Here is a 24,143-nt window from a genome sequence, read left to right on the forward strand (position 1 = left end):
CAACGGCATACCGCCCAAATTGTTTAATTTCTTTTAAATTTGGCGAAACAGAGCCCTTAATATGAAGCCTATTTCCTACGTTTTTGCTACCATTTTAGTCACTATTTTTTTTAGTTCCTGCTCATCCATTTATATGCCTAATGTGCCTAACACCCCTATGCTTAGTCAGCAAGGAGAATTTAGCGGCGGATTGCATGTGGCTTATAATGGGAACCTAAGTTTAAACGGAGCATATGCTGCATCGAGCCATTTTGGAATCATCGGTAGCGGATCATATATCAATAACCACAGCAGGCGGAAGGATTTTAAGCAAAAGCTTATAGAAGTGGGAGGAGGTTACTTCAACACTTTCGGCCCGGACGATAATCGTATTATTGAAGTTTACGCCGGGTATGGCGGTGGAAGTACGGACCGTTCCTTTTACAGTTATGACAAGAATGACGTACTTACTGGTATAGATTTACAGGAAGTCACCTGCAAAAAAACGTTTATACAGGTTAATTATAGTTCAAGGTTATCAGATAACCTCAACCTGTTTGGTAAGAAATTTCCAATAAGTTATGGAACTGCTATTAGGATTAGTCAGGTAGATATGAAAACGTTTCTGCGTAATGGGATAGGGCAGGCTAGAGAAGGAAACTTGTTTTTAGAACCTGTATTTTTTACCCGTATGAAGTTGAACAACCAAGTGCAGCTTCAATATACCTCCAGCGGGAACTTCGGGCTAAATAGCCGGAAGTTCATAAGTGCTGGAAATTCTTTATTTACAATTGGAGCAGTTGTAAATTTAGGGGGTAAAAAATAATTATTTACTCAACGTTAAGATCCACTTAACGATTGTTTGTAAATCTGCTTCTTTCATTGAAGTGTGAGGAGGCATTGGAACTTCGCCCCAAACACCTGCGCCACCTTTGGCAATTTTATTAGTTAAATACGCCATTGCTTTAGGATCATTTTTGTACTTAGCTGATACTTTTACAAAAGCAGGGCCGATAGATGCAGTAGAAGTTTTGTGACATACCGCGCAATCAGATTTTGCGATTAATGCAGCTGCCGCAGCTGCTACGTTAGCCGGCCCGGTCTGATGGCCCATCGTGGTAGCTTCCGCTGCTTTCGGAGCTGCCGCTTTTGCCACTGTTGCACTGTTGTTATAATCAATCCTGATCAAGGCAGCGTCTGGGTTTTTGGCAAACCAGCCCTTACCATATTCAAGGATGTATAGTTTATTATCTGGACCCAGTTCCATATCAATTGGAGCAGCCAGGTCTATGTTTGCCATAAATGGCTCCATACTCTTGTAGTCACCGTTTGGTGCCATTGTAACAGCTTTAACCCAACCACGAACCCACTCATAAATAAGAAGTTTGCCGTTGTAATAAGCAGGATAAGAAGGAACGCCAGGTTTTGCATAGTAAACCGGACCTGCCATGGCTGTACGACCACCTTCACCAACTTCAGGGAAGTCAGGAGATTTTGCATAAGGATACCAGATAAACGCAGGCTGCGCAGGTGGCAGTTGAGTTAATCCTGTATTATTTGGAGAATTGTTGATAGGTGCTTTAGGATCAAAAGCATCTCCGCTTGTTCCCGTATTGTAATCGTAGGCACGGTAAGGATAGTTATTCCCGATGAACAACGGCCATCCGAAATAACCAGCTTTGCGGGCTTGGTTAACTTCGTCATAACCTCTTGGGCCGCGTTCCGGATCATCATTTTGAGCATCCGGGCCAACTTCACCCCAATAAAGAAAACCTGTCTTTTGGTCGACAGAGATTCTGTAAGGGTTTCTGTTACCCATTACAAATATCTCAGGTTTAGCTTTCGGATCGTTCTTGCTGAACAAGTTTCCATCAGGAATGCTGTACGATCCATCTGCGTTCATCTTTATCCTAAGGATTTTACCTCTTAGGTCGTTGGTGTTTCCAGCCGAGCGTCTTGCGTCGTACTGATGAAGATCGGTACGGTTATCAAGCGGGGCGAATCCCTTGTTTACGAATTTTTGGTTTGGCGCATCAAATGGTGTAGAGTTGTCGCCAGCTGATACATATAACAAGTTGCCTGGACCAAAAGCGATAGAACCACCGGTATGGCAGCAAATTTCTCTTTGAGAATAGAATTCCAGGATCGTTTTTTCTGATGCCAAAGAAATTTTATCATCAACCAGTTTGAAACGGGAAAGTCGGTTTACAGATTTACCAACTGGGCTGTAAAATGCATACACAAACTTGTTGGTAGCAAAGTTAGGATCTACAGCTAAGCCAAGCAGGCCTTCCTCTGCATTAACGTCTTTAACACTGGTTTTAAAGTAAACATCTAGCTTACCCGCATCTTTTACTGTTTTAGTGGCGTTCTTGTAGATCAGAAATTCGCCTCTGCGCTGAGAAATCAGTACGTCTTTGTTTGGGAGTACTGCAATTTCTGTTGGCTCCGTAAACTGCCCCTTTGAAAGGGTAACCTTAACGAATCGGTTCTGGTCAGGAGTATCAATGGCTAGTTTGTTTGTTTTTGCGCTATTTACAGGATTTCTGAATTCTGTAAACGCGAAAAGTGAAGTTAGGGCAACGCCCGACAACAGGAGTTTTAATGGTGCTTTCATTTAAAGTCTAATGTGTGTTGGTTTCAAGGATTAAATATAGAAAGATATCTTCAAGATTTTCACCTATATTGGTTATTGTAACAAAATCATTATTTTGCAATTCTTTTAATATATATGAAATTGTTACTTTTAAATTTTTAATCCATAAAACACAGTATGAAACTTAATTACTTAAAGTTCGGAACAACGGCTTTTGTCTGGTTGTTAGGAACTGCGCTTGTATCTGGTCAGCAGCTTGCCGATCAGTCAGGTATTGATCTTAAAGATCTATCTGCATTTAAAAATCCCGGACAGACCTGGTCTGTAGCTGGAGGCGTTACCGCAAACTTGAATGAGGTAAACGTTTTAAATGTTATTAAAGGAACAGGGGTATTGGTTAACCAGCCTACTAAGAAAATTGCAGGATCAGACATTTTTACCTTAGGTGAACATGGTGATATTGTTCTTGAATTAGATTACCTGATGGCCAAAGGCGCTAACTCCGGTATCTACTTACAGGGAAACTACGAGATTCAATTAGAAGATTCTTGGGGTATGCTTAGTCCGACAGCAGCAAACAATGGCGCAATCTATGCGAGATGGGATGACGCAAGAGGAGAGGGAAAACAAGGTTACGAAGGACACGCTCCACGTCAAAATGCAAGTAAAGCACCTGGTTTATGGCAACACATCAAAATTGCATTTCAAGCAGCAAAGTTTGATGGCTCTATGAAAAAGACCGCAAATGCAAGAATTATCGCAATCGAATTAAACGGTGTGCTAATTCACGACAATATTGAGTTATTTGGTTCTACAAGAGGATCTGCTGGTTTTGAAAAACCACTAGGCCCATTGCGTTTACAAGGTGACCACGGTGCTGTAGCGTTTAGAAACATCAAGTTTTCTAAACTTCCAGCTGACGCAGTAAACAGACAACGTGAAAATGGTACAAATCCTATTTATATAGACCCTGCCACTACGCCAAATATTCGCAGTTTTGTGGATATCCAGGGTGGTCCTAAGGTTGTTCACGCAATTTCAGTAAGCAGTCCGACACAAGTGAACTATAGCTATGATTTAGACAATGGCTATTTGTTTCAGGCATGGCATGGAGAGTTTGTAGATGCAACACCAATGTGGGACGGTAGAGGTAACGGTACTTCAAGGCCTCGCGGAAGTGTGACTACTTTTACTAAAAAACCAGTTCCAGCCTTGGCAAAATTAGCTGATGCTAAAGCTGCCTGGGTTGCAGATACAACCGGCACTGGATTTAGAACCAAAGGTTATATGGTAGATGCAGACGACCGTCCGACGTTTACTTATAATATGTATGGTACAAAAGTAACTGATGCGATTAAAGTATTAAATAATGGGCAAGGGTTAAATAGAGAGATTACTTTGACTACTCCGGTTGACAATGTTTATGCATTAGTTGTTAGCGGTGCTTCAGATATTCAAGACCTTTCTAAAGGAGTTTATTTGGTTGATGGACAGTCTTATTACGTGAAATTTGACGACATCAAAGACAAACCTGTGATTAGGGATGTAGATGGCAAGAAGGATTTAGTTGTTCTTGTTCGTGGGAAGTTAAATTATTCTATTTTATTTTAAGAAGGTTTAGATAATGAAATATACTTTTAAAATGCTGGCAATGCTGGCTTTAAGCTTTAGTTTTACAACGGGGTTTGCGCAGGAAACGCCAAAAGAAGAAGATTACTTCAAAATAAATAAGGTAAGGACACCAGAAGGAGTAATCCTTGAAGTTGGCGGGTTAGTTACTTTACCTAATGGAGATCTTGGTATATCTACCAGGAGAGGAGATGTTTACATCGTACAAAATCCAACAAGTTCAAGACCGTACTTCCGTAAATTTGCAAGTGGATTACATGAGATATTAGGTTTAGCTTATAAGGACGGTGCTCTATATTGTGCACAGCGAGGTGAGTTAACGAAGTTGGTTGATACCAATATGGATGGTAAGGCAGATGTATATGAAACAGTATATGCCTGGCCTTTAAGTGGACACTACCACGAATATAGCTTTGGGCCAAAGATTGCTCCAGATGGATCTTTCTTTGTAACTGGTAACGTTGCATTTGGTGATGAGATGTGGTACCGAGGCGAAAGTCGCGTGCCGATGCGCGGATGGGCAATGAACATCACTGAAGACGGTAAAATGCAGCCTTGGGCTACTGGTATGCGTTCTCCAGCTGGACCAGGAATGATTGATGGTCAGTTTTATTATACTGATAACCAGGGAGACTGGGTGGGTTCTGGAGCAATCTGGAAAGTTAATAAAGGTGATTTTATTGGTCACCCAGCAGGTTTAAGGTGGACTGGAAGATCAGATTCTCCAGTGAAACTAACTGAAGAGTATTTCCGTTCTAAAATTGACGAAAGAAGAGAAGTTACTGCTGAAGGAAGGGCTATAAAACCTGAAAATCGGGTAGACGAAAAATTCAAAATGCTGTGGGAAATGAAAAAGGATTTTCCTGAATTAAGATTGCCTTCTGTTTGGCTTCCTTATGGTATTTTGGGTATTTCTACTTCAGAGCCTGTTAAAATTCCTGCTGGTGCATTTGGTCCATTTGAAGGACAAATTCTGGTAGGAGACCAGGGAATGAGTATCATTTCACGTATTTTCTTTGAAACGGTTAATGGAGTTGAGCAAGGTGCTTCGTTTATGTTTAGAAGTGGATTCCGTTCCGGTGTATTGAGACTGGCATGGGGTACAGATAATTCATTACTTGTAGGAGAAACGAATCGTGGATGGGGTTCAGCAGGAGATGCGAACGAGGGTTTAGAACGTTTAGTTTACAATCCAAGCAAATCAATATTCGAAATGAAGGCGGTTAGAGCGATGCCTGATGGATTTGAGGTTGAATTTACCAGTCCGGTTGATGCCAAGACAGCAAATGATATTGCATCGTACAATGTAGAAAGCTACCTGTATAAATATCACCCAGTATATGGTTCGCCTCCAATCAATAAAGAGACTTTAAAGATCAAAGGTGTTAAGGTATCTGCTGATGGTTTAAGAGCACGTTTAGTTGTAGACAACCTTCGTCAATATTATATCCACACCATTACTATTGAAGGTGTAAAGGAGAAGAATAATGGAACTTCATTACTTCACCCAATTGCTTACTACACGTTAAATAGCATTCCTAATGGAGATAAGCTTTCGATGAGTGAATTGAGTACTAAAAATTCTGGAAGTGACAAAACTGCTTCTACAGTACCAAGTTCACCAGCTAAAACTACGTTAAAGGGTAAAGTATTGTCGCCATCTAAAAATGCGCCTGAACTAAAAAGCCCAGAGACTGCTACAACAGCTGCACCTACTTATGCGCAAGTTAAGGGATTGTTAACAACATATACTTGTGTTGCTTGCCATAACCCTTCAAAAAGACAGATTGGACCAGCTTTCGCGGATGTTGCAAAGCGCAAATACACTGCAGAAAAAATCCTTTCTTTAATACACAATCCACAGCCACAAAACTGGCCAGGCTATTCAACTGAGATGCCCCCAATGCCTCAGGTAACTAAGGCTGACGGATTAAAAATTGCTGCCTGGATTAATTCACTAAGCAAATAAACCTTTCTGGTTTAGTTTAAACGATATTTATTTGGTATAATCATTAACAATTGATGGTTATACCAAATAAATATTTTATTTTGGCCCCCTCACATAATCAAACAACCAATATAGACGATGAATAAACTTCAAACCTACGATTACATTGTATTTTTCATATACTTTATAATCGTTTCCTCGTATGGATTTTGGATCTATTACAAAAAGAAATCTGCAATTAGCGATTCTAAAGATTATTTCCTTGCGGAAGGATCTTTAACATGGTGGGCAATTGGGGCCTCACTAATTGCATCAAATATTTCTGCAGAACAAATGATTGGAATGAGCGGTTCTGGTTTTAAACTGGGTCTGGCTATTTCAGCTTATGAATGGATGGCAGCAGCTACGCTAATCATTGTGGCGGTATTCTTTATGCCGGTTTATCTTAAAAATAAGATTTTTACCATGCCTCAATTCCTGAGTCAGCGGTATAATGAGAAAGTAGCCATGATTATGGCTGTTTTTTGGCTGATGCTATATATTGTAGTAAACTTGATGTCCATTTTATATTTAGGCGCATTGGCAATTAGTGGAATTTCTGATTTACCAATTACCATGTGCATACTTGGGTTAGCGGTTTTCGCGATTCTGATTACCCTTGGCGGTATGAAAGTTATTGGTTACACAGATGTTATACAGGTGTTCTTTTTAGTATTAGGAGGCTTGGTGGCTACCTACATCGCGCTCAACTTGATATCTAATAACGGAGGTATAGTTAAAGGCTTTTCTATATTAACCAATGGCGCTTCTGAACATTTCCATCTGATCTTCAAAAAGGATAACCCGAACTACATGGACTTACCAGGTTTGAGCGTCTTAATCGGGGGTATGTGGATTGCCAACCTTAGTTACTGGGGATGTAATCAGTACATCACACAAAGGGCGCTCGGTGCTTCACTGCCAACTGCGCGTGCGGGCCTGCTATTTGCAGCGTTTCTTAAAATGTTAATGCCTGTAATTGTAGTTATTCCCGGAATTGCAGTTTACTATATCATTAAAGAAAAAATTCCTGGCATAAGCGGTGCCGACTTGCTAACATCATCTGGTGTTCAGGATCCTAATAAAGCATATCCTGCATTATTAGGCTTGTTGCCAATTGGTTTGAAAGGATTGTCGTTTGCAGCCCTTACTGCAGCTATAGTTGCCTCACTTGCAGGAAAAGCAAACAGTATTGCTACCATTTTCACTTTAGACATTTACAAAAAAGCATTTAAACCAGCAGCTAGTGAAAATAACCTGGTAAATGTTGGGAAAGTTACTGTAGTAGTAGCCATGTTACTTGCCGTAGTACTTTCGCTTATCGTAGGTGATGCGCTGATGGGTGAGGGCAAACAAGGGTTCCAATATATTCAAGAGTATACAGGTTTTGTATCTCCGGGTATATTTGCCATGTTCATCTTAGGTTTCTTCTGGAAAAAGACGACATCAAATGCAGCGCTATTTGCTACTGTCGGTGGGTTTATCGTTTCTGTTATACTTAAATTTTTACCAGGATGGGTTGATCTTTCTTCTCTCAACGAATTCGGATGGGCGATTGCGAATGCTAAAGGAGTTTTCGAAATTCCGTTCATGGATAGAATGGTTATTGTATTTGTTGTGTGTATCATCGGCATGTACTTCATCAGTATCTATGAGAACAAGAAGGGTATTAAAACGAATGGATTGGAAGTTGACTCCAGTATGTTTAAGGTTTCAACTTCTTTTGCAGTTGGATCGTTAATTATTGTTGCGATGATTGTCGCACTTTATTCTGCATTCTGGTAGCAAATTATATCGTAAACCAAATGGGCCGGATGATTTTGTCATCCGACCCTTTTTTGTAATCGCTGGTCGTTAAGGTTAGTATTTAAATACTTTTCCGCCTACCATCACTTCTTGTTTTGCTTTATCAAACGTTGCTTTCTGACCGGTTCTTGCAGCAGCATTCGCCATAATGTTTGCAATGGAATGGTAGTAACCAGCTTCAACTGGTGCATTAGGCTGTTGTCTGCTACGCACACATTCCATCCAGTTCCTCATGTGGGCTGAAGTAAGTTTATCACCACCGGTATTTGCAGAGGCAACTACCTTTTCCATCATATCCGTTAATTTTAACTCAGGAAGCAAGTTTGGTTGCATATTCATTGCTTTTGCAGCACCCGCTGTTAGCCCGCCTCTGGGCGAAACCGTATTGGTATTGAGATTTAATTCTCCACCATTGGCGTAATAGATTTCTGTAGGATTTTCATCGCCATTGTGCATTCTTGAGGTAAATACCACCTGGAAACCGTTACTTGGGTCATTTTCCTTTCCATAATCAAATACTGCTGTTGTGGTGTCCCAATTACGGCGACCATCCTTCCATTGATAGATTCCTCCATTTGCAACTACGCTTCTTGGATGCTTTAGGTCTGTAAACCAGTGAACTGTATCAATTTGATGCGACATCCATTGACCAGGCATTCCGGATGAAAATGGCCAGAACAAGCGGAATTCTAAATATTTACGTGGATCGAACTCTTCGAATGGCCTGTTTAGTAAAAAGCGCTTCCAATCGGTATCTTCCTGTTTCAATCTGGCAACCATCTCTGATCGGCGCCAGCGTCCTGGCTGGTTTACGTTCCAACTCAGTTCTACCATAGTTATATTTCCAAATTTACCATCCTTAATAAATTTGGAAGCAGCTTTGTAATTTTCGCCGCTCCTTCGCTGCGATCCAATCTGGAGAATTTGTTTGCCTGAACGAACTGCCTTTAAAGTCGCGCGAGCATCTTCCATGGTTTCTGCAAATGGCTTTTCACAATAGACGTCACATTTGTTATTAACGGCTTCTGCGGCATGTGATGCATGCGCAAAATCAGGAGAGCTGATGATGACAGCGTCAATATCTTTGGTGCTGTACAATTCATCATTATTTCTGCAGGCCTTAATGTCGTGACCCATTTTAGATTTCAAATGATCTACGCCCAATCCTCTGCGGTAATTCCAAAGATCAGACACCGCTACCATATCAAAATTTAATTCTTTGTTATGGTTTAGGAAACTTGGTAACAAAGCGTCTTTAAATCTGTCGGAAAAGCCAACTATTCCGACCCTTACTCTGTCGTTAGCACCAATAATGTTGCTGTAGCTTTTTGCACTCCAACCCATTGTGCCCAAGTAGGTGCCTGCAGTGGCAATAACCGACTGTTTGAGAAATTTTCTTCTGGATTCTTCCATGATCTTATAATTCTTTTATTTTGATACTTCTAAATGAAACTCTATCTCCGTGATCCTGCAAAAGGATGTGTCCTTTAGGCGCCATACCAAAGCCTTTCCAGTCCTTATACTTACTCCCCGCCACTAACTCATAGAACTCTGGTGTTCCTCGTGTAAATTCCGTTACTTTAATACCATTTAACCAGTATTCTATACGATTGTCTTTATAAACTCTTATGAAGCCTCGGTTCCATTCGCCAATTGGACGATCTGCCCCTACGTTTTTCTTACTGGCAATTAAGTCATACAGTGAACCCAATGTTCGGTTACCATTTTTACCAAGCTTGGCATCAGGATGGCGCGCATCATCAAGAATTTGATATTCCATTCCGATTGCTGAGCCTTTGTTACCTTCAGAAAGGGTGACAAAATACTTTACCCCACTGTTTGCGCCTTCAGTTAATTTGAAGTCGAATTTCAGCTCGAACGCACCATATTCTTTTACTGTTACGATATCTCCACCATTGGTAGATTCTGCCCCGGTAGACTTATCTACGCTTAACTCTCCATTTTGAATATTCCAGCCTTTTTCAGGAAACTTGTCTTTATAAGCACCAATCCAGCCATTGGTTGTTTTTCCATCCCATAGTAAAGAAAAGCCTTCTTTTTTCTCTAGTGGAGACAAAGTGTTGGGCACCATATTAACTACAAAAATATCATCAGGCTTGGAAGGCTTTAGGCCACTGGTTTGGATGCGGATATTGCGCCAGCGAATTTGTTTTCCTGGAGTATCATTTTTTCCAATGGCGTGAACTTGCAACGCAATGAAGCCAGATTGAGTTGCTGCATCAATTAGGTTGGCTGTTGGGATACCATTTATCCATGTCCTGATGGAATTGCCTATGCACTCGATTCGATATTTGTTCCAGGAATCCTTTTTAAAGGCCGCTTGCCCAATAGGGTTTATGCCAAGCGGGTAAAGCCAGCCTCTTCTCGCCTCATCATAAATCCCTCCGCTCCATTTTCTGTCAGAAGGATCAACCTCTACCTGATATCCATGGACTCGGCCGTTTTGGTATTCTGGAGTACTTTCACTCCTGATCTGTATGCCAGAATTCATGGAATTGTCTACCAATAACTCTAGTTCGAGAATAAAATCGCCATAATTTTTTTCAGTTGCCAAAAATGAGTTTGGCTCATTGCTAACAGTAGAGCCAACGATCTCTCCCTTTTCTATGGTGTATTTCGCTTTACCATTGAGCTGCTTCCAGCCTGTGAGATCCTTTCCATTAAACAAATTTTGCCACTTTCCGCTCTGCGCAAAGAGTGAAAAAGGGGAGGATAAAAATGCCAACACGGCAAAAACTAATATTCTTCTTGATTTCATTTCTATGTTGTTATGTATTCTATTTATTTTCCGAACTCCTGAGCTTGCTTGTCAAGTGTTTCAGCTTTAACTTTCTCATTCGACGTAATGATCATCCGGTATCTAAATGTAACTGATTGCCCAGGGTTCAGTGTTAAGTTGAGTTTCTCTTTGCCATTGCTAAAAATTTCCTGGCCTAGCGGATTAGCCGCAAAGAGCCCATATTCACGGGCATGCCAATATGTAGGATAACCAGGATTTTTTGGATGATCAATAATTGCTACAGAAAGGGGTTTACCTTCTTTAATTCCCGTTAACATACACCAAATACCGCGAGTAGCCCAAACTGCTGTGCCTGTTTTTCCCTCACTGGTTAAATAGTCTCCACTCGCACCATTGCCAGAAGCAGGAATTTTTGTAATGTTGCCATGGCTGTCGGTAAATTCTTCTATTTTATCTGATGCGAACTCGAGTTCCTTGGTTACCCGAAGCCCAAGCATCCCGTCTTTAATATCCTTGAAGAATACTGTGTCATTTTGTGCCGTAAGTGTTGTTGTCCGATCAATAGTTCTCGTATCAGTAGTGCCGCTAAAAATGAATGTTGTGTTTTCCTTTAAAAGGATGTTTTTTTTCTGGTTCTCCCAATTGGCAGTGTAGCGTATCTGTCCGCTTTTTGCGCCACTTTTGGTATCGGTTACCTTAACATTTCTTATCCAACCATATTTTGATTTTCTTTCTGCTGGGATAGCGTAAGAATTGTTCCAGAAATCTAACCCGTTTACGCTCTCATAATTAAGCCAATAACCAACATGATGCGGATGGTCGGTTCTTTCACCATCCCTGCTTTTTAATGGGAACCCACGAGTGACAATGGCACCATTTGCTGCATTGATGGGATATAGAATTGGCTTTTCCATGTTTTCCGGATAGATTAGACTGGTAAAAGGTCTGCCATCAATATTTACATCTACCTTATTTTCATTTGTGCTTTTAACAATATCAACTTTTTTGGTTTGAGCATTTAAGCTAAAACTGAGACAGCAGCAGGTGAAAAGGATGAAATTTCTCATAATATTTGGTTGAGCCACTTCCGGGTGCTTGCCAAAAGTATGTTTAAATATAGCCTTCTAATCCAAGAATATGTCCATTAAATACCTTTTACAATTGAAAAATTACGAAAACGATTGCGCGTGAATATATTGGTTATTATCAATAAGCCCTATATTGTCTTTCAATTTGTATTTATGAATCGTAAAGATTTTTTCTCACTCGTAGGCGTTGCAACACTGTCGGCTTCTCCAGTATTGGGTAGCAGTATCTATAGCGCTGATCGCGGATTTAGAGGCGTAAAAATTCCTCCTTATCTAAAGCCTGGCGATGCGATTGGTATTTGTAGTCCGGCTAGCTATATAGCGATCGAAGAAATACAGCCATCAGTGAAATTAATCCAGGAATGGGGTTTTAAAGTTGTTATAGGCAAGTCGGTAGGACAAAAGGATTTTTCTTTAGGAGGAACAGATGAGGTGAGACGTGCGGATTTTCAGGAAATGTTAGATGATACCTCAATAAAAGCTATTATGTGTGCAAGAGGCGGATACGGGGTAGTGAGGATGATTGACAGCATAAACTTTAAGTTTTTTAGGAAGCATCCTAAATGGGTCATTGGTTTTAGTGACATTACTTTACTCCATACTCATATTAATAGCAAATTTGGCATAGCAAGTATCCATTCGAAGATGTGCAATAGTTTTCCAGCTGACTGGAACCTGGCAACTCCGATGCAGATTGAGACCATATTGTCGATCAGGCAGGTTTTGAGTGGCGACCCTGTAAAATATGTAGCAGCACCTTCCCCATATAATCGTTACGGCAACATACAAGGTGTAGTTGTAGGCGGTAATTTAAGTATGATAGAAACAGCCAGCGGAACGGATTCAGATCTTGATACCTCAGGTAAGATTCTTTTTCTCGAGGATACACAAGAGGAGCTTTATAGTATCGATAGAATGCTTTGGAATATCAAGCGAAGCGGAAAGCTTGACAGGTTGAAGGGGTTAATTATAGGAGGGTTCAAAATAAAGTTAGAAACACCGGGTAATGAATTTGGCAAAACAGTTTACGAGTTGGTGTCGGAAAAAGTAAAAGAATTTAATTACCCGGTATGCTTTGATTTTCCTGTTGGGCACCAAGTCAACAACTATGCGATAAAATCTGGTACACCACATATATTGAATGTAGACAGTTCAGGAAGTTCTATAACGTCTATTTTATAACCAGTTATTTTTCTTGTACCAGGATACCGTTTCAGCCAAACCACTTTCCAGGTCATATACTGGTGAGAAGCCTAGGTCTTTCTTCGCTTCCTGAATACTGCAGACCCAGTTAATTGCCGTTAGTTCCGCCATCTTTTCTTTATTCAATGTAGGCGTTTTTTTACTATTGGAATAAACCATGTCCAAAAAAGAAGCAAGAGAGGAAACAACCAGCAACGGCAAGTGAAAAATCAATGTTTTTTTAGCCATGGCTTTCTTAATGAAAAGTGCCAGAGCATACCGGTCGTATGCCTTACCGTCAGAGATATTATAAGCATTTCCCGGTTGAACGTTGCTTTCCAGCGCTCCAACGATTACCTTGGCTAAGTCCTTTACATAAATAAAACTAAGCTGTTGGTTAAATTTACCGATGTAGGGTTCAATTCCATTTTTGATCGTCTTGAATAAAATAAACAAATCTTTTTCTCTGGGTCCATAAACTGCAGTAGGGCGAATGGTGATTATTGGCAGACCTTTAATTTCTGATAGATATTTCTCTGCAAGTATTTTACTTTTGCCATAATTGGTTACAGGATGGGGTATGGAATTGTCCTGAATTTCTGAATCTATATCATGGAGCGGCCCTATGGCAGCCAGACTACTAACAAATACAAATTTTTTAATAGGATAACTTAAGTTATTAACCGCTATTGCGAGGTTGCGGGTGTACTCGGCATTTACTAAATTGTAATCCGCTTCTGTTCTAGCTTTAGTGCTTCCTGCGGCATGAATGATATAATCTAATCTTTTAGCGCCTAATTGACTGCTAAGTGAAGTTGGATCGGCATAATCCAACTCCAAATAATTAATCTGATAATCTTTAAGATGACTAGTATCACTATTCGAGCGAATGGCCGCATATACTTCGTATCCAGCTTGCAAGCAATGTTCTATCAAATGAAAACCTACAAATCCAGTGGCACCGGTTATCAGTACCCTATTACTCATATCGCTTTTTCGTAAATACGGTATTTCTTATATGGATCGCCTTTTATGGCTTTAATCGCGTTGTTTACCATGTCATTGTGTTCCAGGGTCCAGCCAGCTTCAGCGTATTTCAAACCTTTTTCACGGTAAGCTTTAATAATTCTGGCATAAATACAGGCCTCAATTCCCATTTTTCGATAACCATCAATAACACCTAATAATAAAATCCTGATGCCCGTAACGTTTTTCTTTCCAAAAAGCAATTTAAATATACCTGTGGGTAATAAGCGGCCTTTTTTAATCTTAATTTGAATTTGATTCATGTCTGGGATTGCAGCTCCAAAACCTACCAGTTTACCATGTTGCTCGGCAACCAAGCAGAAATCCTGATCCAGTACTAGTTTTAAATCTTTTGCCTGATAATCAAATTCTTCGTCGTTTAATGGAACAAATCCTGTATTCTTATCCCATGCCTTATTATAAACCTCGCGGAGGCTGGCAGCTTCTTCTTTAAATTTCTTTAGATTGATTTTTCTAATTGTGATATCTGCACGTTTCAACCGCTCCTCAAGTCGGTCCAGTAATTTTACAGATCGGTCATCATAATCATCACCAGTAAATCTCCAGGCTATCAGGTCTACTTGCTTAGCTAAACCAGCACCTTCCAGCAAACTGATGTAATATTCAGAGTTATAAGGCATCATTACAACAGGTGGAGAATCAAATCCTTCAATTAACAACCCACAACTTTCATTAGTTGAAAAGTTAACAGGGCCAATAAGTTTATTTTTAACCCCTTTCTCTTTCAACCATTTTGCAGCAGTTTCAACTAAAAGGTTGGCTGCGTCCTGATCGTTAATGCAATCGAAGAAACCAAAGAAACCATCACTAGTGTGGTTTAATTCATTATGGCTGTTATTTAAAATTGCAGCAATTCGGCCGATCACTTTGTCTCCATCAAAAAGCAGGAAGCACTGTAGGGAAGAGTGCTTATGGAAAGGATGGGTAGTTAATAAATCTCTCTGAGCAATAAAGAGTTCTGGTACATAATTTGGATCACCCTTGTACAGGTCATGTGGGAAATCGATAAACGTGGCTAATTCTTTTTTAGTGCTTACTGCAACTACCTTTTTCATTAAATGCTTACTTGCGATGTGAAGTGAACCTGTACTTGTTTTGCAGCTGCAGATAGTTTTTCTACCGCCTCTTCAATTTGTTTGAAGGTATGAGTTGCCATCAAAGAGAACCTAATCAGTGATGAATCTGACGGCACTGCAGGGGATACAACCGGATTAACAAAAATTCCATTATTGCTAAGAATATTGGTGATTAAGAAAGTTTTGTCGTTGTCCCTGATGTATACTGGAATAATTGGACTATCCGTGTGTCCTATATCGAAGCCAGCCTCAAGTAAAAGTTTCTTCGCATAGTTGGTATTAGCCCAAAGCTGGTCAATACGCTCAGGTTCTGATTCAATAATATCCAAAGCAGCGATGACACTCGCAACTGCTGCCGGCGGCATACTGGCACTAAACATTAATGACCTTGCCCTGTGTTTAACAAATTCAATTGTCTCCTCGGTTCCTGCAATAAAACCGCCAAGTGATGCTAATGACTTACTGAAAGTTCCCATAATAAGGTCAACCTTATCAGTAAGACCGAAATGCGATGCAGTACCTGAGCCGTTAAATCCGATAACACCTAAACTATGTGCATCGTCCATCATGATATTAGCGCCGAATTCATCAGCAATTTTAACAATTTCAGGGAGGTTAACCAGATCGCCCTCCATGCTGAATATTCCATCAGCTACAATAAGTTTCGCGGCATCCTCTGGCAGTCTGCTTAATTTCTTACGCAGATCGTCCATGTCATTGTGGGCATACTTTATGGAGCGGGAAAAGGATAATCTGCTGCCATCTATAATAGAAGCATGATCATACTCATCCAAGATCAAATAATCATTACGGTCCAATAGGCAAGAGATGACGCCCAGGTTAACCTGAAATCCAGTGCTGAATAGCACCGCGGCTTCTTTACCAACGTACGCTGCTAATCTGCGTTCCAGTTCAATATGTATATCTAAAGTTCCATTTAAAAACCTCGAGCCAGCGCATCCTGTACCGTACTTGTCTATTGCTTGCTTAGCTGCTTCCTTAATTTGAGGGTGATTTGTTAATCCAAGATAGGAGTTAGATCCGAACATTAAAACTTTCTTCCCGTCTATTATCACCTCCGTATCTTGTCCAGATTCTATTGCGCGGAAATATGGATAAAGTCCCTTTTCCTTGATTGCATTAGCGTCTTTAAAAGCGGCTATCCTATCGTGTAATTTTTTATGCATGCTAGTACTATAATTAGATTACAAAGCAGATTGTTTGATGTTCGATTTATCATTAAGGGATCATTTGCTCTGTTTAATAACACCTTTTTTACATTCAGTTAAAAGTCAACATTTATGCCAATAAATAAACTTCCCAAATCTAAGATCATAAATAGAGAAAACAAAACATAAAGGTGACCAACCTTGAATATATTACTTTTTGATTTAAAAATTACAATTTACTTATAATTTGTTAATACTTACGGCAGGTGTTAATAAATAGATAAAAAAGTCTGTGTAAGTGTTAAAGAACAGATGTTAAAAAAAAACGGAGGTAAACCTTCCGATCTACCCCCGCTAAATTAACGCTCTCAATTATATAAACGAAATAATTTCTGAAACAGTTTTAGCAAAATAAAAAAGTTATAAAAAGGAAACAGGGATATTCTATCCGAAGTATCCCTGTTATAATAGATGGTTAGTCCACCACAGACTAACCTAAACCAAACAAACTACACCTATAACGTTCACCATTTTGATTTTGTTTTGAGAAAAATAAATTAAACAAAAATATGACAATTCATTTCTACACCACCAAATTGATTGATTTAAGCACTTTTAAAAGTTTTTACTATATTGTTAAATCAAACCAATTGTCAATATGGATCAGAAAATCATTAACTTATACGATGATTACACTCATAGTAATCTTAGCAGAAAAGAATTTATGAAAAGGCTGGCCATCCTTACTGGTAGTACTGCTTTGGCGCTTACGTTGTTACCCTTATTAGAGAATAACTATGCATCTGCGGCTATCTTCAGTGACGATTCTATTGTTACTGAAGATATCACTTACCCTGGTGCGGATGGAGATATAAAAGCTGTTTTGGCAATGCCAAAGGATAAAATGAAATTAGGAGCAGTTTTGGTAATACATGAGAACCGGGGTTTAAATCCACATATTATTGATGTGACAAAAAGAGTTGCTGCTGCTGGATTTTTGGCGCTTGGCGTTGATGCGCTATCACCCTTTGGCGGTACCCCAAAAGATGAGGATAAGGGACGGGAACTGATCGGTAAGCTTGATCCGGAAAGAAATCTTCAAAACTATTTAAATGGTTTGCAATTTTTGCGCACTCATAAATATGGAAATGGTAAAGTGGGTTGTGTAGGCTTTTGCTGGGGAGGGGGTATGGCCAATAAACTTGCTGTTAATGATCCAAAATTACAAGCCGCAGTTGCCTATTACGGGGCACAACCTAAAGTTGAAGAAGTTTCCAAAATAAAGGCCAGTGTAATGATGCACTATGGTGGACTCGATGATCGAATCAACGCCGGAATTCCGGCTTATGAGCAAGCATTGAAAGAGCATCATATTGACTATAAGATATTTATTTACGACAATGTAAATCACGCATTTAACAACGACACTTCTCCGACAAGATATAACGAGGCTGCCGCTAAATTGGCCTGGGAGCGAACTGTTGGGCTTTTTAAAAAGGTTTTATGATGAACAAAGTTATTGTTTTTGTTTCGCTTTTGCTTTTGGTTGACAGTGTACAGGCGCAGGATAAGCTAAGGTTTGCAGATACTGAAACAATTACGGGTTTTTTAGGCAACAGGCTGGCGCAGGCATATGATAACCGGATTCTTTTACAAGATGCCGGGGAATTAATTGAACCCTTTAAACACAGGAACGAAACCTCACAGTGGCAGAGCGAATTCTGGGGAAAATGGTTTACTTCCGCAGTCTTAGCCTTTAAATATCACCCAACCTCAGCATTGAAAACAAAGCTTAAAGCTGCTGTCGAAGGCTTAATAGCGACTCAAACCCCCGATGGCTACATTGGCAATTATACTGAGAAAGCCCGACTGCAGCAATGGGATATTTGGGGAAGGAAGTATTGTATGCTCGGTCTGCTAGATTACCATCAGCTTACTGGAGATTTGAAAAGCCTCAAGGCTGCCAGGGGAGTTGCGGATAACTTGATGGCTGATCTCAAAAAGACTGATGGCATATTGGTAAACAAAGGTAACTATAGGGGAATGGCTGCATCGTCCGTCCTGGAGCCAATTTGTGTTTTATATAAGCTAACGAAAGATAAAAAGTATCTGAATTTTGCCGAAGATATTGTTCGGCAATGGGAAATGAAAGATGGGCCGCAATTGATCAGTAAATCTAAAACAGAGGTTGCTAAGCGATTTCCGAAGCCTAACAATTGGTACTCTTTTGAGCAGGGGCAAAAGGCTTACGAAATGATGTCCTGTTATGAAGGGTTATTGGAACTTTACCGAATTACTGGAAAGCCGGAATATAAAGCTGCAGTTGAAAATACCTGGCAAAATATACACGATACAGAAATTAATATTGCAGGCTCAGGTGCTGCTTCTGAGATGTGGTTCGGTGGAAAGCATTTACAGACAGACCCGATACAGCATTATCAGGAAACTTGTGTGACTGTTACCTGGATCAAATTGAGCCATCAATTGTTTAGGTTAACTGGCGAGGCCAAGTATGCAGACGCAGTGGAAACAAGCTTCTATAATGCACTGTTGGGCTCAATGAGTGCCGACGGGCTAACCTGGGCTAAATATACACCGTTGTCTGGTCTACGGTTACCAGGTGATGGTCAGTGTGGTATGGGACTAAATTGTTGCGTTGCTAGTGGACCAAGAGCTTTATTTAATTTCCCGGAACATGTGGTCATGAAATCTGTCGATGGGATATTTATCAATTACTATGCTGAAGGTTCGTATAGCACAACTTCACCAAAAGGCAATGTCGTGCTCATTAAGCAGCAAACAACATATCCCGAATCCGGGCATATACGTATTGTTGTTAGTCCTTCTAAATCTGAAAACTTCTCTATCAATGTAAGAGTTCCGGGCTGGAGCGTTTCCAATAAGTTGACGGTTAATGGTGAATTGGTAGATAATATATTAACTGGCTATAACAAAATAACCAGGTTATGGAAAGATGGTGATGTGATTGACATTACGCTTGACATGCGGGGAAGGTTAGAAAAGCTTGGTGATTATCCCGCTTACCTTGCTATTCTGCGAGGCCCGATTTTATTGGCTCGGGACGAGCAACTAAATGGTATCAACATAGGCTCAATCATTAACCCACTCAGTAAAGACGGATTTGTATCTCTTGAACAGGTTCCCGCAGTTGGTACTTGGTTGCGTTTTAAAATGAAGATTATTCCAGAGTCTTACAAGGAAGCAGGAGATCCCGCGGTGATGGTCGATCTGTGCGATTATGCATCTGCCGGGAATGGAGGACATGCAAGCTACTTTAGATCCTGGTTTCCAGAGCTCATTGATCCGAAGGAAATGTGATGTGCTATTCTATAAATTCCCATGCGCTGTGATAAGCCGAAATCGTGTCTGTATAGTCAACCAAGCCTGAATAGAATGATAATTTCGATAATGTAGCACTATCTCCAATTACTACGAGCTTCATCCTGGCCCGTGTCATAGCTACATTCATTCTCCTGGTGTCAGCCAAAAATCCAATATTTTGGTCATCATTACTTCTGGTTAAGCTTAAGTAGATGATCTCACGTTCCTGTCCCTGAAACCCATCAACAGAATTGATGGAAATACTTTTGAAATACGCTGCGGGGATTGAACTTTCATTCAGAAGAGATCTGAGTAATTTTACCTGTTCCTGATAGGGAGCAATTATTCCAATTGTAGGGAAAGACGCTAAGGGATAACGTTCACTCAATTGCTCAATATAATTTCCTAAGTGCCTGATTAAAAATGTGCCTTCGTCTATGTTGACTACGCTAGTTCCTTCAATTTTTTCTTCATATCCGCAACCTGCTGTGTCAATAAATAGGAGTGGAGAATCTTCGGGAAGTAAGGTACTGTTAGCTACAGAATGGTGGGCTTTTAATTTCTCCTGATAAAAAACCTTTGAGGAGTACGTCATAATTTGCTCATGCATTCGATATTGTTCCTCTAACAAAACAACGGATTGGGGGTGCTGCCCAATACATTTCTCCAATAATGTCATACTTAATCCTTTCCGTGCTGCTTCCGCTGATTTTATGGTTGGACTCAACTGAAAATGATCTCCGGCCAATATCAATTTTTGCCCCTTAAGCGCAGGAATCCAGCATGCGGGCTCAAGAGCTTGCCCAGCCTCGTCAATTACCACTGTCTGGAAAGATAGATTTTTTATGGTATAATGGTTTGCGCCAACAAGGGTGGCGGTAATTACTTCCGCCTTTAAGATAAGTTGGTCAATAAGGTGTTGTTCCGTGTCATCTGCTTCTTTTCCAATTTTATGCGCTTCATTGAACAGCGCCTTTCGTTGTTCCTGTTCGGCTCTACCAAAATTGCGCTTATATTTATGCGCCATTTTCTTGTACTCCGCAGCTTGTTTCTTTAATTTCTTAATTCCTTTATTATCCTCATGTTCTGCCAGTTTCCTATCCAATGTAAGGGATAGCAATTTATCTGAAACCCGGGCTGGGTTCCCAATTCGCAAAACACTCAACCCTGCATCACTAAGCTTCTCACTCAAAAGATCTACGGCTGTATTGCTTGGTGCAACTACCAAAATTTGTTTGCCCTCTAACTGATTTAAAACTTTAATGGCCGCTACCAAAGTTGTCGTTTTTCCAGTTCCGGGTGGTCCATGTACAATAGATAGCTCGTTTGCAGATACTATTTTTTCTACTGCCAATTGCTGCTGCTGATTGAGATCTGTATGGAGATTATACTTGGTGGACGGTTTAAAGGTTGCAGGTGTAGCCCCAGTTAGCACGCAAGCCAGCCTGGATTTTGGATTTTTGGCTGGTTCTTTAACAATTTCGCTTGCCAGTTTAAGCGCATCACCCATTTCATTATAGGTATAATTGTCAAAAAGAAGGTCAATGCCCAATTTTCCCTGCCTTGCCCAATCAGGTAATTCATCTATTTTCAAAACAATCTTCATGTAGTTTCCACCTACAAAACCAACAACACCGGCTATTCGACAGTTGGCAGGATCATGATTTGAAAAAAGAACGGCAGATGAACCAAATCGGAACTGGTGCGACAGTTCCTGGTGTGTTGTGCGTTCAAACTCTACATTTAAGTAGTCCCCTCTACCCAATTCTGTATTCCTTATGGCTACAGGATACCAGGACAAACCATTTTGTCGCCTATCTGCTGCTGATGAAGAGGAGGTAAGAGCCTCATAAATCTTAAAGTCTTCCTCTTTTTCAATTTTTAGTAATTCAAGCAGGTTGTCAAAATATCCCATTGCTCCAAAAATAGTGGTTATTTATGATTTGAATAAGAATATATTTGAGGAGTAATTTAGTCAAATTTTCATGAACAGGATTTCCAGAGAAATTGCAATAACTGAAGGTATGGCCAACAGTTTGCAATGTACCAACAGTATTGATCGCCGAAAGTTTATTACAGAAGTTGAGGCGACCAGGTTATTTTATTCTCTAATACTCGACTATGAGTATGGTAAAGGTAATCTTCAAAATGTTAAGCCTGATGTGGATAGCTTGATAATCACAAACAATTTAGAGGGGTCATTATTGGTTGGATATGACATCAATGAATTTTCACTATGTGCAGCAATAGATTACACTGCTGCTTTTGCCATGAAAATTGATTTTAAAATTGACTTTAGATTAGGAAAAATCATTTTTACCGGGGAAGAACGTTATGAAAGAAATGACGAGTTTTAGGCAAACAGACTGAAGCTGTCTTTTGCGTCATTCCAAAAATTGTCTAGTGCAATTATTCTCGGTTTCAAAAACGCTATCAATTCTGGCCAGTCTTCTTTTTTAAAAATACTTATTCCTTCCTTCGCCATAAAAATTCTGCTGATTGATTTACCGTACTCGTCAGTTGTGTTTAGCTGCCAATGCCATTCTTCACCTAAACTGGCGCCTAAAAGTGTCTTGAATTCCTTAAACTGCTCGAAAATAAGTTCTTGTATCGCAATGTCAGGATGCCTCATTTCAATGGCAATTGAAGCAGCTTTTCCATCAGCATCCATTTTGAAATACAGATGTTTCAAGCCAGTTTTGTAATTTATCCAGTTAATTTTTTGATCGTCGCTAGAGCGCTGAAGGTTCATGTATTGTCCAAATGCGGTCCAGAATTCCTGCCTAAGTTTTGTCGTCTCGTCTTTCGAATACAAATCAGTAAGTTTTTATGCGAAACTAACAAAACCTCATCAAATGTCTGTGCTAACTTCTGAAGAATTGCGAACCTTATTTGAAATACTTCCTTAGTACTGATATTGCCATTCTTAGACGGGTTTTAACTGTGCCCAATGGTATATTCAGCTCGTCTGCAGCTTCTGATTGTGAATAGCCCTGAAAATAAATAAGATCTAATATTGCCCTTTGAGAAACAGGAAGCATTAAAGTCAATTTTTTAACGCCGATAGTTTCCGGGTTAAATAGCATTTGATTCTTTAAATCGATTTCTTCGCAAGCATTCTCGATATCATCATTTTTACTCGTATTTATATAACCACGACCTCTCAAATGATCAATTGCAGTGTTTTTTGCCAAACGGGCCATCCAGGTAAATAGACGCCCTCTAGACTCCTGATACTGGTCTATCGATCGCCAAATTTTCACAAACGTTTCTTGTAGCACATCTTCAGCAATTTCATCAAATTTTATAATTCTGGAAATAATCCCATATAATGCAGGTGAATACATGGTATACAACATGGAAATTGTTTTTTGATCGCCGGATTTAATTCCTTCAACTAAATTTTGCTCCGAACTACTTAAATGCAGTACCAGGTTTTGTGGGGCGATTGGGTAATTAGAAGTAGCAACCATTTTTATTAATCAGATATATTTGATTGTTATACAAATGTTAAGCCTTTTCTCAATATTATTCCCGCAGAGAGTGCGATAATAATTTATTGTGCTGTTTGCTAGTGTTTCTCGCCCTTTTTTATTTTTAATAAATGCAAAACATGTGGGAACAGGGCATCCATACTTTCTTCTGCGCCTGACTTAGAACCTGGTAAACTCATCGTTAGCATTTCACCTATGAAGCCGGCAATTCCTCTGGACAACATTGCATAAGGCATCCGATCCTGACCGTAACGCCGCGCAGTCTCCATAATACCTGCTACAGGTTTGTCAATTAATGGCGCTAATGCCTCAGGTGTTACATCTTTAGGAGATAATCCCGTTCCGCCAGTAAATATCAATAGCTGATAATTTTCATCTGCTAATTGTTGTGCTTTGCTTCTAATGGTTTCGATCTCGTCAGGCACGATTTCATATTTCCTGACTACTATCCCATACTGTCCTAATTTCGCAATGATTGCTTTTCCAGAACTATCCTGTCCTTTTCCTTCAAACACACTGTCAGAACAAACAACCACTGCAGCCGCTACTTCAGTAAAATCGTCTTTATTCAAATCAGTTTTTCCCCTGATTTCTTTAATAACCTAATATTTTCAATTTCTACACCTTTGTCTATTGGCTTTAACATATCGTAAATAGTTAACGCAACTACAGATGCACCATGCATGGCTTCAACTTCAACTCCTGTTTTATAGATGGTATGCACCTCAACTTGAATAATGATGGTTAGGCCTTCTATTTGATACGTTATGGCAGTGTATTCAATTGGTAAAGGGTGACAGTCTGGAATAATATCACTTGTCTTCTTTACACCAAGCAAGCCTGCAGCTCTGGCAAATTCAAAAATGTCTCCTTTAGGAACTTTACGTTCTTCAATTGCTATAATTGTTTCTGGCTTTGATACCCTTACAATTGCAGTGGCAATTGCGATACGTAATGTGTTTGATTTTTTGGTGATGTTTACCATGT

The 24,143-nt window shown here is 39.9% G+C and carries 20 protein-coding genes; 8 read left to right on the top strand and 12 right to left on the bottom strand.

All coding sequences use genetic code 11. The features are described 5' to 3' along the window. The first annotated feature begins 61 nt into the window (after positions 1-61). The gene (locus ACXZ1K_RS11130) at positions 62-805 is read left to right on the top strand and encodes a hypothetical protein (protein ID WP_458969736.1); all 744 of its coding nucleotides are present in this window, start codon (positions 62-64) and stop codon (positions 803-805) included. Here the strand turns inward: ACXZ1K_RS11130 and ACXZ1K_RS11135 are convergent, their stop codons facing one another. Continuing rightward, positions 806-2,596: a PQQ-dependent sugar dehydrogenase gene (locus ACXZ1K_RS11135; protein ID WP_458969737.1), complete on the bottom strand. Its 1,791-nt coding sequence runs from the start codon at positions 2,594-2,596 to the stop codon at positions 806-808. Positions 2,597-2,752: 156 nt separating this feature from the next. Between ACXZ1K_RS11135 and ACXZ1K_RS11140 the strand changes: the two genes are divergently transcribed. The 3 genes from ACXZ1K_RS11140 (at position 2,753) to ACXZ1K_RS11150 (ending at position 7,976) form a co-directional block, all read left to right on the top strand. Beyond that, positions 2,753-4,186 (top strand): 3-keto-disaccharide hydrolase, encoded by a 1,434-nt coding sequence (locus tag ACXZ1K_RS11140; protein ID WP_458969738.1) that lies wholly within the window; start codon positions 2,753-2,755, stop codon positions 4,184-4,186. 13 nt (positions 4,187-4,199) lie between these two features. Beyond that, positions 4,200-6,173: a hypothetical protein gene (locus tag ACXZ1K_RS11145; protein WP_458969739.1), complete on the top strand. Its 1,974-nt coding sequence runs from the start codon at positions 4,200-4,202 to the stop codon at positions 6,171-6,173. A gap of 117 nt (positions 6,174-6,290) precedes the next feature. Further along, the gene (locus ACXZ1K_RS11150) at positions 6,291-7,976 is read left to right on the top strand and encodes a sodium:solute symporter family transporter (RefSeq protein ID WP_458969740.1); all 1,686 of its coding nucleotides are present in this window, start codon (positions 6,291-6,293) and stop codon (positions 7,974-7,976) included. 75 nt (positions 7,977-8,051) lie between these two features. Here the strand turns inward: ACXZ1K_RS11150 and ACXZ1K_RS11155 are convergent, their stop codons facing one another. From ACXZ1K_RS11155 to ACXZ1K_RS11165, 3 genes are read right to left on the bottom strand one after another with little or no spacing between them, the layout of a single operon-like run. Next, positions 8,052-9,410 (bottom strand): Gfo/Idh/MocA family protein, encoded by a 1,359-nt coding sequence (locus ACXZ1K_RS11155; RefSeq protein ID WP_458969741.1) that lies wholly within the window; start codon positions 9,408-9,410, stop codon positions 8,052-8,054. A gap of 4 nt (positions 9,411-9,414) precedes the next feature. Beyond that, positions 9,415-10,776, bottom strand: a complete 1,362-nt coding sequence (locus ACXZ1K_RS11160; protein WP_458969742.1) for a 3-keto-disaccharide hydrolase — start codon at positions 10,774-10,776, stop codon at positions 9,415-9,417. A gap of 23 nt (positions 10,777-10,799) precedes the next feature. After that, positions 10,800-11,825, bottom strand: a complete 1,026-nt coding sequence (locus ACXZ1K_RS11165) for a DUF6807 domain-containing protein (protein ID WP_458969743.1) — start codon at positions 11,823-11,825, stop codon at positions 10,800-10,802. 174 nt (positions 11,826-11,999) lie between these two features. Between ACXZ1K_RS11165 and ACXZ1K_RS11170 the strand changes: the two genes are divergently transcribed. After that, a complete protein-coding gene (locus tag ACXZ1K_RS11170) occupies positions 12,000-13,028 on the top strand; it encodes a S66 peptidase family protein (RefSeq protein ID WP_458969744.1) in 1,029 nt (342 codons plus the stop codon). Here ACXZ1K_RS11170 and ACXZ1K_RS11175 read toward each other — a convergent pair. From ACXZ1K_RS11175 to spt, 3 genes are read right to left on the bottom strand one after another with little or no spacing between them, the layout of a single operon-like run. Continuing rightward, positions 13,023-14,015: an NAD-dependent epimerase/dehydratase family protein gene (locus ACXZ1K_RS11175; RefSeq protein ID WP_458969745.1), complete on the bottom strand. Its 993-nt coding sequence runs from the start codon at positions 14,013-14,015 to the stop codon at positions 13,023-13,025. The genes ACXZ1K_RS11170 and ACXZ1K_RS11175 overlap by 6 nt on opposite strands. Next, positions 14,012-15,130 (bottom strand): hypothetical protein, encoded by a 1,119-nt coding sequence (locus ACXZ1K_RS11180; protein WP_458969746.1) that lies wholly within the window; start codon positions 15,128-15,130, stop codon positions 14,012-14,014. The genes ACXZ1K_RS11175 and ACXZ1K_RS11180 overlap by 4 nt, the downstream gene beginning before the upstream one ends. Continuing rightward, positions 15,130-16,338: a serine palmitoyltransferase gene (gene spt, locus ACXZ1K_RS11185; protein ID WP_458969747.1), complete on the bottom strand. Its 1,209-nt coding sequence runs from the start codon at positions 16,336-16,338 to the stop codon at positions 15,130-15,132. The genes ACXZ1K_RS11180 and spt overlap by 1 nt, the downstream gene beginning before the upstream one ends. Before the next feature lie 640 nt (positions 16,339-16,978). On the opposite strand from spt, the gene ACXZ1K_RS11190 reads away from it, so the two are divergent. Both ACXZ1K_RS11190 and ACXZ1K_RS11195 read left to right on the top strand, forming a co-directional pair. After that, the gene (locus ACXZ1K_RS11190) at positions 16,979-17,827 is read left to right on the top strand and encodes a dienelactone hydrolase family protein (RefSeq protein WP_458969748.1); all 849 of its coding nucleotides are present in this window, start codon (positions 16,979-16,981) and stop codon (positions 17,825-17,827) included. After that, complete coding sequence (locus ACXZ1K_RS11195; RefSeq protein ID WP_458969749.1) at positions 17,824-19,659, top strand: glycoside hydrolase family 127 protein; 1,836 nt, start codon at positions 17,824-17,826, stop codon at positions 19,657-19,659. Before ACXZ1K_RS11190 ends, ACXZ1K_RS11195 begins: the two co-directional genes overlap by 4 nt. A 4-nt stretch (positions 19,660-19,663) precedes the next feature. On the opposite strand, the gene ACXZ1K_RS11200 is transcribed toward ACXZ1K_RS11195, so the two are convergent. Then, a complete protein-coding gene (locus ACXZ1K_RS11200) occupies positions 19,664-21,577 on the bottom strand; it encodes an AAA domain-containing protein (RefSeq protein WP_458969750.1) in 1,914 nt (637 codons plus the stop codon). 70 nt (positions 21,578-21,647) lie between these two features. Between ACXZ1K_RS11200 and ACXZ1K_RS11205 the strand changes: the two genes are divergently transcribed. After that, positions 21,648-22,019, top strand: a complete 372-nt coding sequence (locus ACXZ1K_RS11205; RefSeq protein ID WP_458969751.1) for a hypothetical protein — start codon at positions 21,648-21,650, stop codon at positions 22,017-22,019. Here the strand turns inward: ACXZ1K_RS11205 and ACXZ1K_RS11210 are convergent. The 4 genes from ACXZ1K_RS11210 to moaC all read right to left on the bottom strand — a co-directional run bounded on the left by ACXZ1K_RS11210 (position 22,016) and on the right by moaC (position 24,141). Further along, a complete protein-coding gene (locus ACXZ1K_RS11210) occupies positions 22,016-22,477 on the bottom strand; it encodes a DUF4268 domain-containing protein (protein ID WP_458969752.1) in 462 nt (153 codons plus the stop codon). The genes ACXZ1K_RS11205 and ACXZ1K_RS11210 overlap by 4 nt on opposite strands. A 73-nt stretch (positions 22,478-22,550) precedes the next feature. Continuing rightward, positions 22,551-23,135 (bottom strand): RNA polymerase sigma factor, encoded by a 585-nt coding sequence (locus ACXZ1K_RS11215; RefSeq protein WP_458969753.1) that lies wholly within the window; start codon positions 23,133-23,135, stop codon positions 22,551-22,553. Between the two features lie 98 nt (positions 23,136-23,233). Continuing rightward, complete coding sequence (locus ACXZ1K_RS11220; protein ID WP_458969754.1) at positions 23,234-23,728, bottom strand: molybdenum cofactor synthesis domain-containing protein; 495 nt, start codon at positions 23,726-23,728, stop codon at positions 23,234-23,236. Beyond that, positions 23,725-24,141: a cyclic pyranopterin monophosphate synthase MoaC gene (gene moaC / locus ACXZ1K_RS11225; RefSeq protein WP_458969755.1), complete on the bottom strand. Its 417-nt coding sequence runs from the start codon at positions 24,139-24,141 to the stop codon at positions 23,725-23,727. Before moaC ends, ACXZ1K_RS11220 begins: the two co-directional genes overlap by 4 nt. Between the last annotated feature and the right edge of the window lie 2 nt (positions 24,142-24,143).

The organism is Pedobacter jaeyakensis, assembly GCF_054461315.1.